Below are 19,017 nucleotides of genomic sequence, written 5' to 3' on the forward strand. Positions count from 1 at the left end.
CGGGCGGCTCCAGCAGTGGTTCGGCTGCGGCTGTGGCGGCGGGGATGGTGCCGTTGGCCGTCGGGACCCAGACGATCGGTTCGATGATCCGCCCGGCGGCCTACTGCGGGGTCGTCGGCTTCAAGCCGACCCACGGGCGCATCCCCTCCGACGGTGTGATCCCCAACGCCCCGACCTTCGACACCGTGGGCCTCTTCGCCCCCGACGTGGCGACCCTCGCCCCGGCGGCGGCCGTGCTGTGCGACGAATGGCGGCCGTCCGGCGAGGGCGGGGAGGCGGCGGCGGGACGGCGGCCGGTGCTCGGCGTTCCGCTCGGGCCGTACCTCGATCGCGCCGACGCCGAGGCCAGGAGCTCCTTCGAGGAGCGGGCGGGGCAGTTGGAGGCCGCCGGGTTCACGGTCCGCCGGGTGCCCTTCCCGGACGACTTCGAACGGGTCGTGGCGGAGCAGCGGGTGATCAACCGTTATGAGCTTGCGCGGACCCACGCCGTATGGTTCCCGCGCCACGGCGGGCGGTACCGCGAGCAGACCGTCGAGGCGATCCGGGAGGGGCAGCGGATGAGCCACGACGCGTACGCCGCGGCCCTGCGCGCCCGTGCCGACTTCCGCGAGCGGCTGGTGGCGGCCATGGACCGAGACGGTATCGATCTGTGGATCACCCCGGCGGCGACGGGCCCCGCGCCGTACGGCCTGAAGAGCACCGGCGACTCCGTGATGAGCCTTCCCTGGAGCTACGCGGGAGCCCCCGCTCTGGCGCTGCCCGCGGGCCGGGCGGCCAATTCCCTTCCGCTGGGCGTGCAGTGCGTGGCCCGGCCGGGAGCGGACGAGCGGCTGCTGGGATGGGCCCCTGATGTGGAGTCGGTCCTCGTTGGGACGTCCGCACCCGTATGATGGGTATCCACTCCCGTGTACGGAGTTGGGGACGAGATGAGTGCCACATGGTGGCTTATGCAAGGTGAGGCCGCAGTCGGCGAGTTACGCCAGTACGGGGTCGACCAGCCGGTTTTTCTGTGTCACTTCACGCCGGGCCCGGCGTGGGAAACGGTCCGGGCGCAGTTCGAGGCGTGGTCCGCGCTGCGCGGACAGGATCCCGACGGAAGCCGTACCGCCCAGGTCATCCGGTCCATCATGGACCTCGGGCTGCGGCTGGTCCCCACGGACGACAGTCCGTCGATGGCGCTGTTCACCGAATGCATCCTGCGCATCGACGGTCACACCGCCCGGTTGCGCTGCTGATGCTCCGCCGGGCGTGCGGCCGGTAGCGTGCCCTCATGGACATCGGTGATGTGGTCGAGGACTTCGAACTGCCGGATGAGAGGGGCACCGTCCGCTCGCTCAGCGGGCTGCTGGCGGACGGCCCGGTGGTGCTGTTCTTCTATCCGGCGGCCTTCACCCCCGGCTGTACCAAACAGGCGTGCCACTTCCGGGACATCGCGGCGGAGTTCAAGGAGCTCGGCGCCCAGCCGGTCGGGGTCAGCGCCGATTCGGTCGAGAAGCAGGCGGAGTTCGCCCATGCGTACTCCTTCGGCTATCCGCTGCTGTCGGACCCGGAGGGGATCGTGCGGGAGCGGTTCGGGGTGAAGCGCGGGATCGCGGCGGTGCCGACCAAGCGGGTCACCTTTGTGATCGATACCGATCGCAAGGTGCTGGAGATCGTCAAGAGTGAGTTCCGGATGGGCGTGCACGCGGACCGGGCACTCGATGCCCTGAAGGCGAGGAACGGGTAAGTCCCGTACGACCGTCCGCGTCCGGCGGAAAACACTTGCGGGGGTTGCCTCTTGGGCGGCCCCCGCTGACGTTTGTGCCCTCTAGCAAGCGCTTGCCGACACGGCGTATGGTCAGGCGGCCGACCGTAGCTTCCCCCGCCATCGGCGAACCTCCATCGCCGAACTGAGCCGAGCCGAGGAGCCTCCATGAGACGCGCCGGTACCGCACTGCTGGCCGCCACCGCCTGCCTCGCCGCCTTGCCGACCGCCCCGGCCTGGGCCGGGACCCCCGGGACCCCCGGGCCCGCCGAAAGCCCGGCCACGGCCACGGCCGCGGTCGTCCCGCAGTGCGCCGGCACCGCACCCATCGTCTGCCACGCCGATGTCCCGCCGGGGACGTACGACGTGACGGCGGTCCTCGGCGGCGCCCAGGCGGGCAGCACCGGCGTCACCGCCGAGTCGCGGCGGACGGTGCTCGCCGCCACGCCGACCGCCGCCGGGCAGCGGCTCATCCGCTCCTTCACCGTGAACGTACGGGAACCGGAGGGCGAGCCCACCGGGCCCAGTGGAAGCCCCGGGCTCGACCTCGCCTTCGGCGGCGACGCGCCGCGCCTCGCCGGTCTGAAGGTCACCGAGGTCACCAAGGTCAGCGAGGTCACCAAGGTCACCGAGGCCACCCCCGGCCGCCGCCACCAGCTGTTCCTCGCCGGGGACTCCACCGTGTGCGATCAGCTCACCGCCCCGTACACCGGGTGGGGCCAGCAGCTGCCGCAGTTCTTCCGGCGCGGACTGTCGGTCGCCAACTACGCCGACTCGGGTGAGAGTTCGGGCTCCTTCCTCGCCGATCCCCGGCTCTTCGCCACCATGCGTCCGCTGATCCGCCCGGGCGACACCGTCCTCATCCAGTTCGCCCACAACGACAAGCAGACGACCGCCGCCGACTACCGCGCCAACCTCGGCGCGTTGCTCGACGGCGTACGGGCGCGCGGCGGCAAGCCCGTGCTGGTCACGCCCATCGTGCGCCGCTGGTTCAACGACGACGGCACCCTCGACAACGCCACCGCCCTGCACATTAACGGCCTCGGGGTGAATCTGCCCGCCGAGATGCGCTCGCTCGCCGCCGATCGGGGCGTACCGCTCATCGACCTGACCGCGCTCACCAAGCGACTCGTGGAGGAGCTCGGCCCCGAGGGGTCCAGGCGGCTGTACCTCTACGACGAGGCCCGGGACAACACCCACACCTCCGCCCATGGGGCCACCGAGTTCGCGCGGCTGGTGCTCGGCGAGCTGCGCGCCCAGCGCCTGGTCCCCGCCGGGGTGCTCCGATGACCGGCCTCGCACCACGCTCCACGCCGCGCCTCGCATCGCACCTCGCGCTGCCCCCGGAGGACCGCGACCTCAGCCCCCGCACCGGCTGGACCCGCGCCCACTGGGAGGCCGCCGCGGACGGTCTGCTCGCCGCCGTCGCCCCGTACGCGACCCCCGGCGGCGCCCTCTACCCGCTCCCCGGCGACCGCCCGAGCTGGTCCGGCCCCCGCTCCGACGGCCTGGAAGGCTTCGCCCGGACGTTTCTGCTGGCCGCCTTCCGCATCGCGGGTGCGCGCGGCGCCGACCCCGGCGGGCTGCTGGAACGGTACGCGGACGGGCTCGCCACCGGCACCGCACGCACCGGCACCGCGCGCCCCGGCGGCGAAGGACCCGGGGACTGGCCCCGGATCACCGACCGAAGCCAGCCGCTGGTCGAGTCCGCCTCCATCGCGCTCGGGCTGCGGCTCACCCGGCCCTGGCTGTGGGACCGGCTCGACGACGGCGTGCGGGAGCGGGTGGCGGCCTGGCTGGCGGACGCGCTCACCGCCGAACCCGTGCCCAGCAACTGGGAGTTGTTCCCCGTCGCCGTCGGCGGCTTCCTCGCCGAGGCGGGCATCGAGCCGGAGGCCGCCCGCGCCGCCGTGGCGCGCGGGCTGGAGCGGATCGAGCCCTGGTACACCGGCGACGGCTGGTACAGCGATGGCGCGGGCCGCGCCTTCGACTACTACAACGGCTGGGCCCTGCACCTGTATCCGGCGCTCGAGGCATGGCTGTCCCAGGACGGCGAGCGGCTCACCCGCTACGGGCACCGGCTGGCCACCCACCTCGCCGACTACGCCCACCTCTTCGGCGCCGACGGCGCCCCGCTGCACCAGGGCCGCTCCCTGACGTACCGTTTCGCCGCCGCCGCGCCCCTGTGGCTGGGCGCCCTCACCGGCCACACCCCGCTTGACCCCGGAACCACCCGCCGCCTCGCCTCCGGTGCCCTGCGCCACTTCCTCGACCGGGGCGCGACCACGGACCGTGGGCTGCTCTCGCTCGGCTGGTACGGCCGCTACGACGGCGTCCTCCAGCCGTACTCCGGCCCCGCCTCCCCGTACTGGGCGGCCAAGGGCTTCCTGGGGCTGCTGCTCCCGGCCGACCACGAGGTCTGGACGGCGCGCGAGGAGCCTGGGCCCGCCGAGCGCGCGGACGTGACGCGCGCCGTCCCCGGCCCGAACTGGCTGCTTCAGTCCACCGCGGGCGACGGTCTGGTCCGGCTCCACAACCACGGCAGCGAACACCTCCCGCCGCCCGGCGACCCCGACCAGGACGACCCCCACTACGCCCGCCTCGCCTACTCCACGGCCACCGGCCCCTTCCCGTACGGCGTCGCCCCCGACAACCACTTCGGCCTGGTCCACGGGAGCGGCCGGATCTCCCTGCGCACGGCGCTGGAGCCGCTGGGCGCGGGCGACGGCTGGGCCGCCTCGCGCCATCGGGCGCGGCTGGTGGGGGAGGAGGGCGAGAAGGTGTGCGTCACCTCGCTGGTGCTGGTGCGCGGCGCCGTGGAGGTCCGGGTCCACCTGGTGACCGGCGCGGCGCCGGGCCGGGCCGTCCGCCAGACGGGCTGGGCGGTGCCGGATCTCCGAGCGGAGGAGGAGGGGCCGCGGTCCGAACTGCTGCCGCTCCACGGCCTGATGAAGGACGGCGCCCTGCCCGCCGCCCCCACGGCCTTCGCCCGGCGCGCCGTCTCGCCCGCGCTGGCCGGTGAGACGACGGGCCGCGCCGGCGGCGACCTCTTCCTCTGCCTCGCCCGCCTCACGGCCGACCCCGACGCGCCCCCGCTGACCGACCTGGTCCGCGCGACGGCGGGCCCGGCGGACGACGGGACCCATCTGGTGACGGTCACCTGGTGGGACGGCGAGGTGCGGCGGGCGCGGTTCGGACCGGAGGGCGCGGTGCGGGTGGAGTAGGCACACGGCCCGCGGCCGCTTCCGGGTAACCAGCGGCGAGAGAGCCGAAGGGGCGCGCCGGTGTCGAAAGGGAGAGCGCGCGCAGGCCCTGAGGAACGAAGGGCCGAGCACGGTCGACCGTCGACACCGGCTTCAGCGCCCCGGCGGGGGCACCTCCCAGCGGTAGCTGGGGGAGAACCGAGCCCTTAAAGAAGGGGCGAGAAGGTGAACGAGAACTCGGCGGGGGCCGCGTCCAGGCGGTGCTCGTCCAGCACCCCCGGGCCGCAGGACTGGCTGCCGATGCCCTGCTGGCCGTGGTCCAGGTTCACCCACACCGTCTCGTTCGACGGCTCGAGATCCGGTGTGTGCTCGGCCGCGTCGAGCTGCTCGGTGGTCCAGCGGCGCGCGGTGAACCAGAAGGCCGGTTCGCCTTCGATCCGCACCCCCGATCCGTCCGGCGCGGTCAGCCGCACCCAGCGGACGTCGATCCGGGCGCCGTTCTCCTGCGGGCGGACGTACGGCGTCTGGAGCTCGTCCACCGACAGCGCCCACCGCCCCACGCGCGCGGCGGCGCGGGTGTCCGGGTACGCCTCGCCGGGGCCGCCGCCGAACCACTCGGCGTCGCCCAGCGCGGCCGGGACCCCGAGCCGCAGGCCCAGGCGCGGCAGCGGGAAGGTCCACTCGCCCAGCGGGGTGACGGAGACCGCCAGGCTCAGCCGTCCGTCCCCGTCTGCGGTCCAGCGGTAGACCGTCTCCAGGCCGATGTCCACGGCGGCGGGCGCGACGCGGGTACGGACGGTCAGCGCACCGTCCGGCGTCGTCTCCACCGCGTCGGTCCGGTGCCGCATCCGGTGCAGTCCGAACCGGCGCCAGATCAGGCCCCAGCGCTCGTCCGGCTGCCAGGACGCGCCGTTGTCGTTGTCGGTGGGCGCGCGCCAGATGTCCAGCCGGGGCGGTTCGGTGACGGGGAGCCCGCCGAGCGAGGTCAGGGCGCCGGTGGCCGCGTCGAAGACGCCGGGGCCGAGCACGATCCGGTCGCCGTCGCGGCGCGGCGCTTCCCCCGAGGCGAGGGTGCGCGTCCGCCCGGTGCCGGGCGCGGCGGCGGGGAGCTGGGCCCAGGCCACCGGATGGCCCGCCTCGGCCCACGCCGTCGCGGCCGCCAGCCGCGCCTCGACCGTCCACCACGCCTCCGCACCCGCCTCGGCTTCGGGCGGAGCCGGGAGCTTCAGAACGGCGGACTCGCCCGGGGGCAGCGGCTCCACCGCCAGCTCACCCGAGCCGATCGCCTCGCCCTCGGCCTCATAGGTCCAGGAGAAGACGAGATGGGACAGGTCGGCGAAGTCATGGCCGTTGGTGATCCGGACCGTGCCGTCGGCCCCGTCGCCCTCGATCCGCACCGGCTCGATGACCTTCTTGTACTCGATCAGGCCGGGGGAGGGGGTGCGGTCGGGGAAGACCAGCCCGTCGCACACGAAGTTCCCGTCGTGCAGCTCCTCGCCGAAGTCGCCGCCGTACACGTGGTAGAAGCGGCCGTCGGGGGCGCGCCGGGTGAAGCCGTGGTCGATCCACTCCCAGACGAAACCGCCCTGACAGCGCTCATGTTCCTGGAACAGCCGCTGGTACTCGCTCAGCCCGCCGGGACCGTTGCCCATGGCGTGCGCGTACTCGCACTCGATGAACGGCAGCGCCCGGCGCTTCGCGTCCAGCTCCGGATCGCCCCACGGCGGCTCGGTGCGCCGGCCGATCTGGTCGACCTCCTCGTGCGGTGCGTACATCCGCGAGTAGATGTCCGTGTCGGCGCAGGACAGATCGCCCTCGTAGTGGATCAACCGGGACGGGTCGCGCTCCCGGATCCAGTCGGCCATGGCGGACAGCCCGCGCCCGGTGCCGCACTCGTTGCCCAGCGACCACATCACCACGGACGGGTGGTTCTTGTCCCGCTCGACCATCCGCTCGGCGCGGTCGAGCAGCGCCGGGGTCCAGCGGTCGTCGTCCACCGGGTTGTTCCGCCAGTCCAGGTCGACGAAGCCATGGGTCTCCAGATCGCATTCGTCGATGACCCACAGCCCCAGCTCGTCGCAGAGCCCGAGGAAGGCCGGATGCGGCGGATAGTGGCTGGTGCGCACCGCGTTGATGTTGTGCTGCTTCATCAGCACCAGATCGCGGCGCATCGTGGCGAGGTCCACCGCCCGGCCGTTCTCGGGGTGGAACTCATGCCGGTTGACGCCGCGGAAGAGCACCCGCCGGCCGTTGACCTTGAGCAGCCCGTCCTCGACCACCACGGTACGGAAGCCCACCCGCAGCGAGACGCTCTCGCCCACGGTGGTCAGCCGCGCCTCGTACAGCCGGGGCGTCTCCGCCGTCCACGGCTCGACGGGGACGGTGGCGCTCTCCCCGGTGGCCAGGTCGAGACCCAGCTCGGGCACGGTGACCCGGCCGCCGGGGTCGGAGTCGATCCGCAGCGTGCCCTCGCCGGTGGTGTGGTCGTACGAGGCGTGGACGAAGTAGTCGTCGAGCGCGCCCTCGGGGCGGTGCTCGAGCGTCACCTCACGGAAGATCCCGGGCAGCCACCACTGGTCCTGGTCCTCGAGATAGGTTCCGGAGGACCACTGGTGGACGCGTACGGCCAGCACGTTGCCCGACGGCTGGAGCAGGCCTCCGACCGCGAACTCGTGCGGCAGCCGGCTGCCCTTGAAGGTGCCCAGCTCCTCGCCGTTGAGCCAGACCCGGGCGCAGGACTCGACGCCCTCGAAGCGCAGGACCGCGTCCCCGCCGGCGGGCCAGTCGCCCGGCAGGTCGAAGACGCGCAGATGGTCGCCGGTCGGGTTCTCGTCCGGCACGCGCGGCGGGTCCACCGGGAAGGGGTAGCGCACATTGGTGTAGATCGGTGCCCCGTGGCCGTGCAGCACCCAGTGGCCGGGTACCGGGAGCTCGTCCCAGCCGCGGGCGTCGAAGCCGGGGCGGGCGAAGGAGTCGTCCTCGGTGGTGGCGGTCGGCGACAGCCGGAACGACCACATCCCGTTCAGGCTCAGCCGCGCGGCGTCGGAGGATGGGGTCCAGGGGCGGGGCGGCAGCGCTCCCGCGCCGGGGGAGACGTCCTCGTAGTAGGGCAGTGGCGTGTGCTGCGTGGAGCTCATCGACTCTCCTCGGTCAGCCCTTGATACCGGTCTGTGCCACACCCTGCACCAGCCAGCGCTGGAGGAACACGAAGACCAGGACAAGCGGCAGGATCGATACGGCCGTTGCCATGAAGATCAGGTGGATGTTGATGGTCTGTGCGGTCATATAGGAGGACAGCGCGACCTGCACGGTCCACGAACTCTGATCCTGGCCGATGACCAGGGGCCACAGGAAGGCGTTCCAGCCGCTGATGAAGGTGATGACCGAGATCGCGGCGAAGAAGTTGAGCGAATTCGGCACCACGATGCGCCAGTACGCGCCCCAGTAGCCGAGCCCGTCCACCCGGGCCGCCTCCTCCAGCTCCTTGGGGAAGCCGAGGAAGTACTGGCGGAAGAGGAACGCGGTGAACCCGCTGAACAGCCCGGGGATGATCAGACCGCGCAGCGAGGAGACCCAGCCGAGCGAGGACACCAGCACATAGCTCGGTACGAAGGTCACGGCCGCCGGGACCATCAGGGTGAACAGCACCGCGTACAGCACCTTGTTCGCGTGCCGGTACGGGATGCGGGCCAGGCCGTATCCGGCCAGGGAGCAGACCAGCAGGGTGCCCAGGGTGTGCAGGACGGCCACCACCGTGGAGTTCCACAGGGCCTTCGCGAACGGCACCGAGGGGTCGTCGAACAGCTCCTTGACGTTCCCCCACTGGAGGTCGGCGGGGAAGAACCGCCAGCTCTCGCCGGTGATGTCCGCGTCGGTGGACAGGGCGTTGCGGACGATCAGATAGAAGGGCACCAGGAAAAGCACCGTGGCCACGCCGAGGGCGAGGTACAGCCCGGTGCTGCTCATGACCGAGCGCGGGGTGCGCTTGCGGGCCCCCGTGGGCCCTGGCGTTGTGACGGTCACTTCTCATCGCCCCTTCCGAAGCCGAGGAACCGGCCCTGGGCCAGGGTCACCAGGGCGATCAGCAGGGCGAGGATCAGGGCGCCCGCGCTGGCGTGGCCGTAGTCCTGATTGGCGCCGAGGGCCTGGAGATAGAGGTCGACCAGGGGCGGCCGGCCCCAGGTGGCCCGGCCCTCGTCGAGGATGTTGTAGAACTCGTCGAACGCCTGGTACGCCGCGATGAGCAGCAGCAGGACGACCGCGACCGAGGTGGCGCGCAGTTGCGGCAGGGTGATGTGGCGGAACGTCTGCCAGCCCGGTTTCGCGCCGTCCACGGCCGCTGCCTCATACAGCTCACGCGGGATGTTCTGCAGCGCCGCCAGGAAGAGGATCATGTAGAAGCCGCACTGCAGCCACAGCCGGGCGGAGCAGATCACCAGCCAGTACCAGGGCGGATGCGGGGAGGCGAGCCAGGCGATGGAGTCGATGCCGAACCAGCCCAGCACGGTGTTCATCATCCCGTAGCGCAAGCCGTTGAACAGCGACATCTTCCACACCAGCGAGGCCACGACGAAGCTGCACGCGGTGGGGAGGAAGAAGACCGACCGGAAGAACGCCTTCATGAAGCGGATGCGGTGGACCAGCAACGCGAGGGTGAGGGAGAGGGCGTAGGTGATTGGCACGATGATCGCGGCGAAGATCGTGAAGTTGACGAGACTGTCCACGAAATCGCCGTCGCCGAGCATATCGGCGTAGTTGCCGAGGCCGACGAACTCGGTGGGGGTGACGGTGCCCTGGGCGTTGTGCAGGCTCAGCCAGAGGCTCCAGCCGATCGGCACATAGACGAAGACGATCAGCCCGATCAGGAACGGGCCGGTGAACAGCCAGAAGTTGAGGGTGCGGCCGCGAGAGCCGCCGAGACCCCGCGGTCGTCGTCGGGCGGGGGCCGCTCCTCGGGGCACTCGGCCCTTGGCGGCGCTGGGGGTGGGTGTGGTGGTCGCCATGACGGTTCCGGTCGCCGGCCTATCGGAGCTTCTTCAGCGCGCGCTCGATCTTCTTGTCGGCCCCGTCGAGTTCGGCTTCGGGATTCTTGTTGTCGCGCACCGAATTGACCACCGCGTCGAGCAGGATGTTGAACATCCCCTCGGTCCAGTACGGGTCGTCGAAGACGCCGTGGGTGTTGAACAGTTCGACCGCCTCGGCCGCCACCCCGCTCTTGAGCTTGTCCGCCCCGGCGGCGATGCTCTTGCGCGCGGGAATGTGGAATCCGTAGTCGAGCGCCCATTCCTGCTGGTACTTCTTCTGGTCGATCCACAGCCACTTGACGAATTCCTTGGCCGCGTCGACGTCCTTGGCCTTGGCGGACACATAGGTGGACCAGCCGCCGTTGTAGACCACCTGGCGTCCTTCGGCGCCGGACTTGGGGAAGGGGAAGATCCCGAAGTCGTCGCCGAACGCCTTCTGGATCGCCGGTATCGCCCATATGCCGCACCATTGGATGGCGCACAGGCCCTGGAGGAAACTGGCCGGGTCCCATACCTCGGTCGGCGCGCCCAGGAGCAGTGACTTGCTCTTGTAGAGCTCCCGTGCCTTGGTGAGGGTCTCCACGAGATTGTCGGTGTGGTAGGCGATTCTGTGGTCCGCGTCCAGATAGTGCGGGCCGGTGGACCACACCAGCGGCTTGCTGATGGTCTTGAGGTTCTGGCCGATGTACAGCCCCTTGACCTTGCCGCTGGTGAGTTTGTGCGCGGCGTCGATCAGCTCGTCGAAGGTGGCCGGAGGCTTGACCCCGGCCTTCTCGAAGAGGGACTTGCGGTAGAAGAAGAACTGTGGATCGTCGATCATGCGGATGCCGTAGATCTTCCCGTCCACGGAATTCGCCGTGATGTCCTCCGGCAGGAAGTCGTCCTTGACATCGGCGATGATGTCATCGAGCGGAACGATCTGCCGGGAGCGCACCAGCTGCAGATCGGGGTGGTATTCGAAGACATCCGGTGCCCCGGATCCCAGCAGGGTGGTCGCCAGTTTCGACTCGTATTCGCCCGGCACCCATTCGATGGTGACCTCGGCCTTGCCGTAGGCGTCGGCGAACTTCTTCGCGGCCTGCTGGGTGCCCTGCTCTCCATAGGCGTGGTACATCTGCTTGATCGACTTACCGCCGCCGCCCGAGCGGCCGGTGTTCGAACCGCAGGCGGCGAGTCCGCCGAGGGCCGCCACCCCGCCCATCGCGCGCAGCACGCCGCGGCGGTCCCAGTCCCTGCCTCTGCTGATGTTCGACATATGACGTCCTCGTCTCCGTCGCCGCCAGGTTCCGTCACGTTCCTTGGTGCAGCGGGACGTTAGCCATAGACGAAGACTTCGGCAAGGGGTTGGACGAAGTGGGAGCGGTAAGGGTGGTGATGTCGCGTCAGGGCGCTGCCGGGCGGTTCGAGGCGTCGAACGAAAGGGGCGCGGAAGCCGCTATGGGAACGCTCCCACAGCGGCTTCCGCGCCCCGCGAGGGGCCGGGAATCAGCCGCGCTGACCGAGCACGAAAGTGGTGATGGAACGACCCGGAAGCGAGGCCGAGACCGAGCCGCCGGAGATCCTGGGCGCCGCCGCCCCGGCCCAGTTCTCGGTGGCCGACGTCGGGGTGGGTGTGCTTGCGGTTCTCAGTGCGTGCTGCGGTTCCTCAGGCTGTGCTGCGGTTCCTCAGGCTGTGCTGCGGTTCCTCAGGCTGTGCTGCGGTTCCTTGGTGTGGTGCGGCGGTTCTTCAGGCCCACCGACGCGAGCGAGCCCTCCAGGGCGAAGGTCGCCGCGCCGAGGCTCACGGGGTTGGACGGGATCGGGCACAGCACGATCTCGGTGTTCGCCAGCGGGCGGCGCAGCGCGCGCACCGCCACCGCCTCGCGCACCTCGGCGAGCAGCGGCTCACCGAGGGCGGCCGCCACCCAGCTGCTGAGCACGATCACTTCCGGGTTGAGCAGATTGATCAGATCGGCGAGGGCGGCGCCGAGATAGCGCGCGGTGGTGTGCACGACCTTCATGGCCACCGGATCGCCCTCCGCGAGGCCCCGGCCGAGCGCCTCGATGGTGGCCGTCTGGTCGTCCAGGTGCAGCAGCGGGCTGTCCGGGCTCAGCTCGCGCAGATTCCGCATGATGCCGGGGGCGCCGACATAGGTCTCCACACACCCCTGGTTGCCGCAGTGGCACTGTCGTCCGTCCAGGATGAGGGTGGTGTGCCCCCACTCCCCGGCACTGTTGCTGACCCCGCGGTGCAGGGTGCCGCCGAGCGCCAGCCCGGCCCCCACGCCCGTACCGAGGTTGACCACCACGGCGTCGTTCCGTCCGCGCGCCGCCCCGAACCACTGCTCGGCGACCGTGCAGGCGCGCAGCGGATTGTCGAGGTGGAGGGGGTAGGGGATGTGCTCGGCCAGCAGCCGCAGCAGCGGGACGTCATGCCAGTCCCAGTTGGGGGCGAAGACCGAGACCCCGCCCTCGCGGTCCACCTGGCCCGGCATGCTGACACCGACGCCCAGCACCCGGTCCGCGGCCACGTCCGCCTGCTCGACCACCGAGGACACGGCGGCGGCGATATGGGCCACCACCTGGGCCGGGTCGTTCTCCTCCGGGCGCAACTCCTCGTCGGCGCGGGCCAGGACGGTCAGCGCCAGGTCGAACAGCTCCACATGGATGTACGTCTCCGCCACATCCACGCCGATCAGCGCGCCGCCCGAGGAGCTGACCGCGACCAGTCCGCGCGGCCGGCCGCCGTCGGAGTCCTCGTAGCCGACCTCCACCAGCATCCCGAGGTCGAGCAGCTCCCCGACGAGATTCGCCACGGTGGCCAGGCTCAGCTCGGTGGCGGCGGCCACCTCCTGCCGGGAGACGGGGGATCGGGCCACGATATGGCGCAGCACCCCGTAGCGGTTGGCGGTGCGTATATCGCGGGACGTGCGCTTCACGCCGGAATCCCCTCTGCGCGGGCAGGTGCTGCTGTGTCGCGGGTGCCGCGCCAGGCTAGAGCGTGGGCCAGACCATAGACAACCCCTTCGACCAACCCTTGTACGAAGCGTCGGGGCAGCTGGGGGAGCCAGGGGGCGGGACCTGTCCGGCCGGCGGGAGCCATAATGCCGTCGACCGCGCCCGCGTGCCGCATTTAGCCTGACCGCCATGAGCGACCTCACGAGCGACCTGCAGACGATCCATGGCGTCCCCGTCCTGATGTGTGCCGCCGAGGGCGAGACCATCGGCGGTGAACGCGACGCGCTGGATCTCATCGGCAACGCCGGATATCAGGGCGCCCAGTGGGTCGTCATCCCGGTCGAGCGGTTCGACGAGGCGTTCTTCCGGCTGAGCACGCGCGTGGCCGGGGACATCATCCAGAAGTTCGTGCAGTACGCCATGGGGCTGGTGGTCCTCGGCGACATCTCCCGTCATACGGAGGGCAGTTCGGCGCTGCGGGACTTCGTCCGCGAGTGCGATCGGGGACGGCAGACGTGGTTCCTGACGGATGTCGAGGAGCTGCGGGAGCGGCTGAAGAGCTGAGGGAGAGCTGGGGGAGAGCTGGGGGAGAGCTGAGCGGAAGGCTCAGTCCGCTGCGAGCACCGCGCGGACGACGGGCCCGGCGGCATCTCCGCCGTGCCCGCCCCCGGTGACCACGGCGGCGGCCGCCACATCGTTCCGGTAGGCGGTGAACCACGCATTGGTCTCGGGCTGGCCGTCGATCTCGGCCGAACCCGTCTTGGCGCCGATGTCGCCGGTGAGTCCGGACATCGCCCGGGCGGCGGTGCCGCTGGTCGCGGTCAGCCGCATCATGGCCTTCAGCTGCGAGACGGTGGCCGGGCTGAGGCCGCGGTCGCTGGTGGCGATCTCCCGGTGGTCGACGGAGCGCGGCACGAGGACGGGCTGCTTGAAGGTGCCCGTCTGGGCGGTGGCCGCGACCGAGGCGATGGTGAGCGGGTTCATCTGGACCGTGCCCTGGCCGATCATTGCCGCGGCCTTGTCGTCGCCGCTTCCGTCCGGCACCTCGCCGTCGAAGGTGGTGACCCCCACCCGCCAGTTCAGGCCGAGGCCGAACACGGTGCGCGCCTCCTGGGCCAACGCGCCATCGGGCACGGCTCCGGCGAGCGATACGAACGCGGTGTTGCAGGAGGCAGCGAAATCCTGGGCGAAGGTGGCGGCGGGGTTCTCGCTGTCCTCGACGTTGTGGAACATCATGCCCTGTGCGTACGCGGCCGTCTTCGGGCACGGCACCGGGCGGCTCGGGCTGACCTTGCCCGCCTCCAGCAGAGTGGCCGCGGTGACTATCTTGAACGTGGACCCCGGCGCCGTCTGCCCTTGGAGCGCCGCGTTGAACTCGGCCTGGTCGGAGTTGGCCACCGCGAGGATCTCCCCGGTGCTGGGCTTGAGCGCCACCACGGAGGCGCCGTCGCGCGTGGCCACCGCCTTCTCCGCGCTCTTCTGCACCCCGGCGTCCAGCGTGGTGCGCAGCGTGCCCGGGGTGCCCTTCGTCACCACATGGAGCGTGGCTCCGGCGGTCCCGTCGGGCTTGACCGCCGAGACCTCCACCCGCGCCGTGCCGCCCGCGTCGGCCCCGTATCGCGCGCGCAGCGCGATCAGCACCGGGTCGAGCGAGGGATAGCGGCCCTGCCGCAGCTCCTTGCCGTCCCGGTCCAGCACCCGGACCGGCGGATTGTCCGCCAGATCCGTCCGTACGGACTCAGCGGCGCCCAGCTTGGGGTGGAGGACGGAGGGCCTCCAGTCGACCAGCGGCTTCTTGGTCGTCCGGCCGCGCACCACGGTCAGCCGTGATGCGTAGCTCCAGCTGGATTGGGCCTTGCCGAAGACCACGTCGGCCTTGACGGTGAACGGGACCGTGGTGCCCCGGGCCGTGCCCGGGGTGACCGTCACCTTCTTCACATGCCCGTCGTCGCGATAGCCGCTGAGGGCGCCGATGGCCGACTCGGCGTCGTTGGTGAGCCCGGCGGCGAGCATGTCATTGCCGTCCGCCCACGCGTCCAGGAACTCCCGCGCGGTCCGCCGGGCCTCGTCCCCGGTCACCGGACCGTCATGGGCCGCGGTGGTGTCGCCGCCGGTCACGCCCGTGTAGAGGTTGTACCCGCCGTAGCCGGCGACCCCCAGGAGCCCCACTGACAGTGCCCCTAAGACGACCTTCCCCACGGCCCGCATGGCGTCCCCCCGATTTTCACCTGTGGTCGGCCGCTTTCACCTTCGTGGGTGGCGCGGGCCGTTGCGCGCATCGCCCCCGTGCCGCTCAAGCGGCCGTTTCCACCTCGCCGCGCAACGCCCGTGTGTAGACCTTCAGCAACCGGCTGTACTCGGCCCGCTCCGAAGGCCGCAGTGCCCGGCCTGCCCGGGCCCGTAGGAAGACGCGTATCGCCTCGTTGGCCTGGTCGGTGGCGGGGCTGGTCAGTAAGGCGGGTTGGTGAGTAGGAGTCGGACGCATGACCATAAGAGTAGAGGCCCCTACCGACATTGGCATCGGGGTAAACCGCCCAACAGCGGTGTTACCGGCGGTATGTGAGGAAGACCGCATCCCCCGCGCAGGTGTTCTCCTCTATGTCCCCATGGCATATGCCCCGCCACGGTAGAGGTATGCCTCCTGGGCTCCCCTGGCGTTCCATCAGCTCTGACCAGCGGATTCCGGCCCGGTGAGGATCACTTCGAGGGTGCGGGGGCCGTGGACGCCTTCCACGCGGTCGAGTTCGATGTCGCTGGTCGCGGACGGTCCCGAGATCCAGGTCAACGGGCGGGCCGGGTCCAGGCGTTCGAGCGCCTCGGGGACGGAGCCCACGACCTGGTCGGTGACGCGGATCACGCAGATGTGGTGGTCGGGCACCAGAGTGAGGCGGCGGCGGCCCTGGTCGGGGCCGGCGTCCAGGACCACGGTGCCCGTCTCGGCGATGGCCACCGCGCAGCCCGTCACCACGCTGGAGACCGCGTCCAGGTCGTGTGGGGTCAGCTCCACCGTGTCCGGAACCCGGCGCACCGCGTCGGGGACGGCGGACAGCCAGGAGCCGGGCAGGCCCGGGGGCACGGCCACACTGGTCGCGCCGCGGTCGGCGAGGAGGCGGGCGATCAGGGCCGGGAGGGACGACGGGGCGTGGAGGGACGACGGGGTGTCGGCGCGGTGGACGATCGCGCGGTAGTCGGCCAGGTTCTCCGCGAGGAGGTCCGCGGTCCGGTCGGCGGTGCGGTCGCCGTGGACGCGGTGGTAGGTGCGCTCGACCGGCACCTCGCCGGGTGTCTCGGCGCGCGGCACATCGGCCAGGGCGCGGCGGACGCGGGCCATGACCAGGGCGCGCGAGCCCAGGCCCTGGGCGCTGGGGTTCTGGGTGCTGGGGTTCTGGGCGGCGGGGTGGTGCGCGCCGGGGCTCTGGGAGCCGGGGTCTCGCGGGGTCATGTGGTGTTCTTCCTTCCCTCCGTGCGGCTCCCGGTGCCGCTCCCGCCCCGGGTGCGCTGCCACCAGTCGCGGAACGACTCCTCCGGAACCTTCGGCAGCTCCCGCGTATCGCTCCACGCCCGCCCCGGACCGGGCAGCCGCCGCGGATGGAAGCGGCGGGTGCGGGAGGCCAGCCGCTGGCCGGTGCGCAGCAGCCGGGGGTGGTCCAGGGCCCAGCGGGCGGCGCGCATCGCGGCGCGCTCGGCGGCGTGGCCCTTGGCGGGCTTGATGACCGTACGGGTGCCACGGACGGAGGCGGGGCCGCCCTCGACCACGCGCTCGCGCAGATGGACCAGGATCTCCGGGATGTCGATGGCGACCGGGCACACCTCGTAGCACGCCCCGCACAGGGACGAGGCGTACGGGAGCGAGGCGTCCAGTTCGCTCTGGGTGCCGCGCAGTTGGGGGGTGAGGATCGCGCCGATCGGGCCCGGGTACGCCGATCCGTACGCATGGCCGCCCGCCCGCTCGTACACCGGGCACACATTGAGACACGCCGAGCAGCGGATGCAGCGCAGCGCCTGCCGGCCCACGGTGTCGGCGAGGGTGTCGGTGCGGCCGTTGTCGAGCAGGACGAGGTGGAAGGTGCGCGGACCGTCGGCGTCCGTGGTGCCGGTCCAGGTGGAGGTGTACGGGTTCATCCGCTCGGCGGTCGAGGAGCGCGGCAGGAGCTGGAGGAAGACCTCCAGGTCCTGGAAGGTGGGGACCACCTTCTCGATGCCGACGACGGAGATCAGCGTCTCGGGCAGGGTCAGACACATCCGGCCGTTGCCCTCGGACTCCACGACCACGAGCGTGCCGGTCTCCGCGACCATGAAGTTGGCGCCGGAGATCCCCACCTTGGCGTTCAGGAACTTCTCGCGGAGGTGGAGCCGCGCGGCCTCGGCGAGGTCGGCGGGCGCGTCGGTCAGCCCCTCCGGGGCCGGGCGGCCCCACTGCGACATCTTCTCCGTGAAGATGTCCCGGATCTCGCCCCGGTTGCGGTGGATCGCCGGGACCAGGATGTGCGACGGGAGGTCGTCGCCGAGCTGCACGATCAGCTCGGCGAGATCGGTCTCGTACGCGGTGATCCCGGCCGTGGCGAGCGCGCCGTTCAGACCGATCTCCTGCGTGGCCATCGACTTGACCTTGACGACCTCGCGCTCGCCCGTGGCCCGCACCAGCTCGGTGACGATCCGGTTCGCCTCGTCCGCGTCCGCCGCCCAGTGGACCTGGCCGCCGGCCGCCGTGACCGCGCTCTCCAACTGCTCCAGATAGTGGTCGAGATGGCGCAGCGTACGGTCCTTGATGGCCGCGCCCGCGGCGCGCAGCCGCGACCAGTCGTCCAGTTCGGCCACGGCCGTGGCGCGCTTGGCGCGGATGGTGTGGGTGGCGTGGCGGAGGTTGGCACGCAGCTGGGTGTTCCGGGTCGAGGCGTCGGCCGCCTGCGGGAAGGCGGGCATCCCCAGGTAGGTGGCCTGGTGGGTTCCGCTCACCAGACGTCTCCTTCCGTGCTGGCCAGGATCTCGGCGAGGTGGACGGGGCGGACCGTGGAGCCCTGGCGGGCGAGTGTGCCGCCGATGTGCAGCTGGCAGGAGTTGTCGAGCGTGCACACCGCCTCGGCGCCGGTCGCCGTGATGTTGCGCGCCTTGTCCGCCCCCATGGCCGCCGAGACCGCCGCGTTCTTGAGGGCGAACGTACCCCCGAAGCCGCAGCACTCCTCGGCGCCCGGCAGCTCCACCAGGTTCAGCCCCTTCACGGCGGCGAGGAGCGAGCGCGGGCGGTCGCCGAGCTTCAGCATCCGCAGCCCGTGGCAGGTGGGGTGGTAGGTCACGGTGTGCGGGTAGTACGCGCCGACGTCCGTGACCTTCAGGACGTCCGTGAGGAATTCGGTGAGTTCGTATGTCTTGGGGACCGCCTCGGCCGCCGCGTCCGCGAGCTCCTGGCCACGCCCCTCGGCGGCGGCCTTCGCGCCCATCCGGGGGTAGTTGTCCCGCACCATCGCCGCGCATGACCCCGAGGGGGTCACCACGTATTCGTAGTCGCGGAACGCCGTGGCGTAGCGGCGCATCAGCGGTTCGGTCTCATGGCGGTAGCCGGTGTTGAACTGCGGCTGCCCGCAACAGCTCTGTGCCTCCGGGAAGCCGACTTCCACGCCGAGCCGCTCGAGGAGCGTGACCACGGCTTGGCCGGTGCGCGGATAGAGGGTGTCGTTGACGCAGGTGATGAAGAGCGCTACGCGCACGGTTCCTCCTCGTCGCCCTGGCCGGTGGCGGCCGTGCCTCGGTCGGTGGCGGCCTTTCCCTGGCCGGTGGTGGCCCTTGTGACCTGTGCGTCTCCGAGTCGGGCGGCTGCCCGGTCCCACGCCGAATGATCACCTGTGGGCTCATACTGCCTCAGTGGCTGGGTGCTGTGAAGCAGGGCGCGCAACTCGGGCAGGCCACCAGTGACCGCTCCGGCCGTCCGGGCCTGGACCAGTACGTTTCCGAGGGCCGCCGCCTCGGCCGGGCCCGCGATCACGGGGAGGCCGCAGGCGTCGGCGGTGAGCTGGCACAACAGCGTGTTGTGCACACCGCCGCCGACGATGTGCACGGCGCTGACCGTACGGCCGGACAGCCGGGTGGCGTCCTCGATCGCGCGGCGGTGGGC

At 71.4% G+C, this 19,017-nt stretch carries 17 protein-coding genes; 6 read left to right on the forward strand and 11 right to left on the reverse strand.

The genetic code is table 11. From position 1 onward, the window contains the following. The 5 genes from GWI24_RS21250 to GWI24_RS21270 form a co-directional block, all read left to right on the forward strand. The coding region (locus tag GWI24_RS21250; RefSeq protein WP_210947506.1) for an amidase family protein at positions 1 to 890 on the forward strand (890 nt) is incomplete at its 5' end. Between the two features lie 36 nt (positions 891 to 926). Then, entirely contained in the window at positions 927 to 1,235 is a 309-nt protein-coding gene (locus tag GWI24_RS21255) for a hypothetical protein (RefSeq protein ID WP_210947507.1), read from the forward strand. A 35-nt stretch (positions 1,236 to 1,270) separates the two neighbouring features. Next, on the forward strand, positions 1,271 to 1,726 hold the full coding sequence (locus tag GWI24_RS21260) for a peroxiredoxin (protein ID WP_210947508.1): 456 nt from the start codon (positions 1,271 to 1,273) through the stop codon (positions 1,724 to 1,726). A 186-nt stretch (positions 1,727 to 1,912) separates the two neighbouring features. Beyond that, positions 1,913 to 3,034 carry a rhamnogalacturonan acetylesterase gene (locus tag GWI24_RS21265; RefSeq protein WP_210947509.1) on the forward strand — a complete coding sequence of 374 codons (1,122 nt, stop codon included), beginning with the start codon at positions 1,913 to 1,915 and terminating at the stop codon, positions 3,032 to 3,034. After that, a complete protein-coding gene (locus GWI24_RS21270; RefSeq protein WP_210947510.1) occupies positions 3,031 to 4,968 on the forward strand; it encodes a DUF2264 domain-containing protein in 1,938 nt (645 codons plus the stop codon). Before GWI24_RS21265 ends, GWI24_RS21270 begins: the two co-directional genes overlap by 4 nt. 185 nt (positions 4,969 to 5,153) lie before the next feature. On the opposite strand, the gene GWI24_RS21275 is transcribed toward GWI24_RS21270, so the two are convergent. The 5 genes from GWI24_RS21275 to GWI24_RS21295 form a co-directional block, all read right to left on the reverse strand. Further along, positions 5,154 to 8,084: a glycoside hydrolase family 2 TIM barrel-domain containing protein gene (locus GWI24_RS21275; RefSeq protein ID WP_210947511.1), complete on the reverse strand. Its 2,931-nt coding sequence runs from the start codon at positions 8,082 to 8,084 to the stop codon at positions 5,154 to 5,156. A gap of 13 nt (positions 8,085 to 8,097) precedes the next feature. Then, positions 8,098 to 8,913 carry a carbohydrate ABC transporter permease gene (locus GWI24_RS21280; RefSeq protein ID WP_210947520.1) on the reverse strand — a complete coding sequence of 272 codons (816 nt, stop codon included), beginning with the start codon at positions 8,911 to 8,913 and terminating at the stop codon, positions 8,098 to 8,100. Positions 8,914 to 8,966: 53 nt separating this feature from the next. Continuing rightward, the gene (locus tag GWI24_RS21285; protein WP_210947512.1) at positions 8,967 to 9,950 is read right to left on the reverse strand and encodes a carbohydrate ABC transporter permease; all 984 of its coding nucleotides are present in this window, start codon (positions 9,948 to 9,950) and stop codon (positions 8,967 to 8,969) included. 19 nt (positions 9,951 to 9,969) lie between these two features. Next, on the reverse strand, positions 9,970 to 11,226 hold the full coding sequence (locus tag GWI24_RS21290; protein WP_210947513.1) for an ABC transporter substrate-binding protein: 1,257 nt from the start codon (positions 11,224 to 11,226) through the stop codon (positions 9,970 to 9,972). A gap of 430 nt (positions 11,227 to 11,656) precedes the next feature. After that, positions 11,657 to 12,889, reverse strand: coding sequence for an ROK family transcriptional regulator (locus GWI24_RS21295; RefSeq protein WP_210947514.1), 1,233 nt, complete (start codon positions 12,887 to 12,889; stop codon positions 11,657 to 11,659). A gap of 208 nt (positions 12,890 to 13,097) precedes the next feature. Between GWI24_RS21295 and GWI24_RS21300 the strand changes: the two genes are divergently transcribed. Beyond that, the gene (locus tag GWI24_RS21300; protein ID WP_210947515.1) at positions 13,098 to 13,472 is read left to right on the forward strand and encodes a DUF4180 domain-containing protein; all 375 of its coding nucleotides are present in this window, start codon (positions 13,098 to 13,100) and stop codon (positions 13,470 to 13,472) included. Between the two features lie 42 nt (positions 13,473 to 13,514). Here the strand turns inward: GWI24_RS21300 and GWI24_RS21305 are convergent, their stop codons facing one another. The 6 genes from GWI24_RS21305 to GWI24_RS21330 form a co-directional block, all read right to left on the reverse strand. Next, positions 13,515 to 15,116, reverse strand: coding sequence for a penicillin-binding transpeptidase domain-containing protein (locus GWI24_RS21305; protein ID WP_210947516.1), 1,602 nt, complete (start codon positions 15,114 to 15,116; stop codon positions 13,515 to 13,517). Positions 15,117 to 15,201: 85 nt separating this feature from the next. Further along, positions 15,202 to 15,393 (reverse strand): hypothetical protein, encoded by a 192-nt coding sequence (locus GWI24_RS21310; protein ID WP_210947517.1) that lies wholly within the window; start codon positions 15,391 to 15,393, stop codon positions 15,202 to 15,204. 177 nt (positions 15,394 to 15,570) lie between these two features. Beyond that, on the reverse strand, positions 15,571 to 16,260 hold the full coding sequence (locus GWI24_RS21315; RefSeq protein ID WP_247616682.1) for an LUD domain-containing protein: 690 nt from the start codon (positions 16,258 to 16,260) through the stop codon (positions 15,571 to 15,573). 86 nt (positions 16,261 to 16,346) lie between these two features. Next, positions 16,347 to 17,831: a lactate utilization protein B gene (locus tag GWI24_RS21320; protein WP_210947521.1), complete on the reverse strand. Its 1,485-nt coding sequence runs from the start codon at positions 17,829 to 17,831 to the stop codon at positions 16,347 to 16,349. Between the two features lie 29 nt (positions 17,832 to 17,860). After that, entirely contained in the window at positions 17,861 to 18,613 is a 753-nt protein-coding gene (locus GWI24_RS21325) for a (Fe-S)-binding protein (protein WP_210947519.1), read from the reverse strand. After that, positions 18,604 to 19,017, reverse strand: a 414-nt coding sequence (locus tag GWI24_RS21330) for an FGGY-family carbohydrate kinase (protein ID WP_247616680.1), incomplete at its 5' end; no start/stop codon positions are given. The genes GWI24_RS21330 and GWI24_RS21325, both read right to left, overlap by 10 nt.

This window comes from Streptomyces sp. MK37H, from assembly GCF_018035285.1.
Lineage (GTDB): Bacteria > Actinomycetota > Actinomycetes > Streptomycetales > Streptomycetaceae > Streptomyces > Streptomyces endocoffeicus.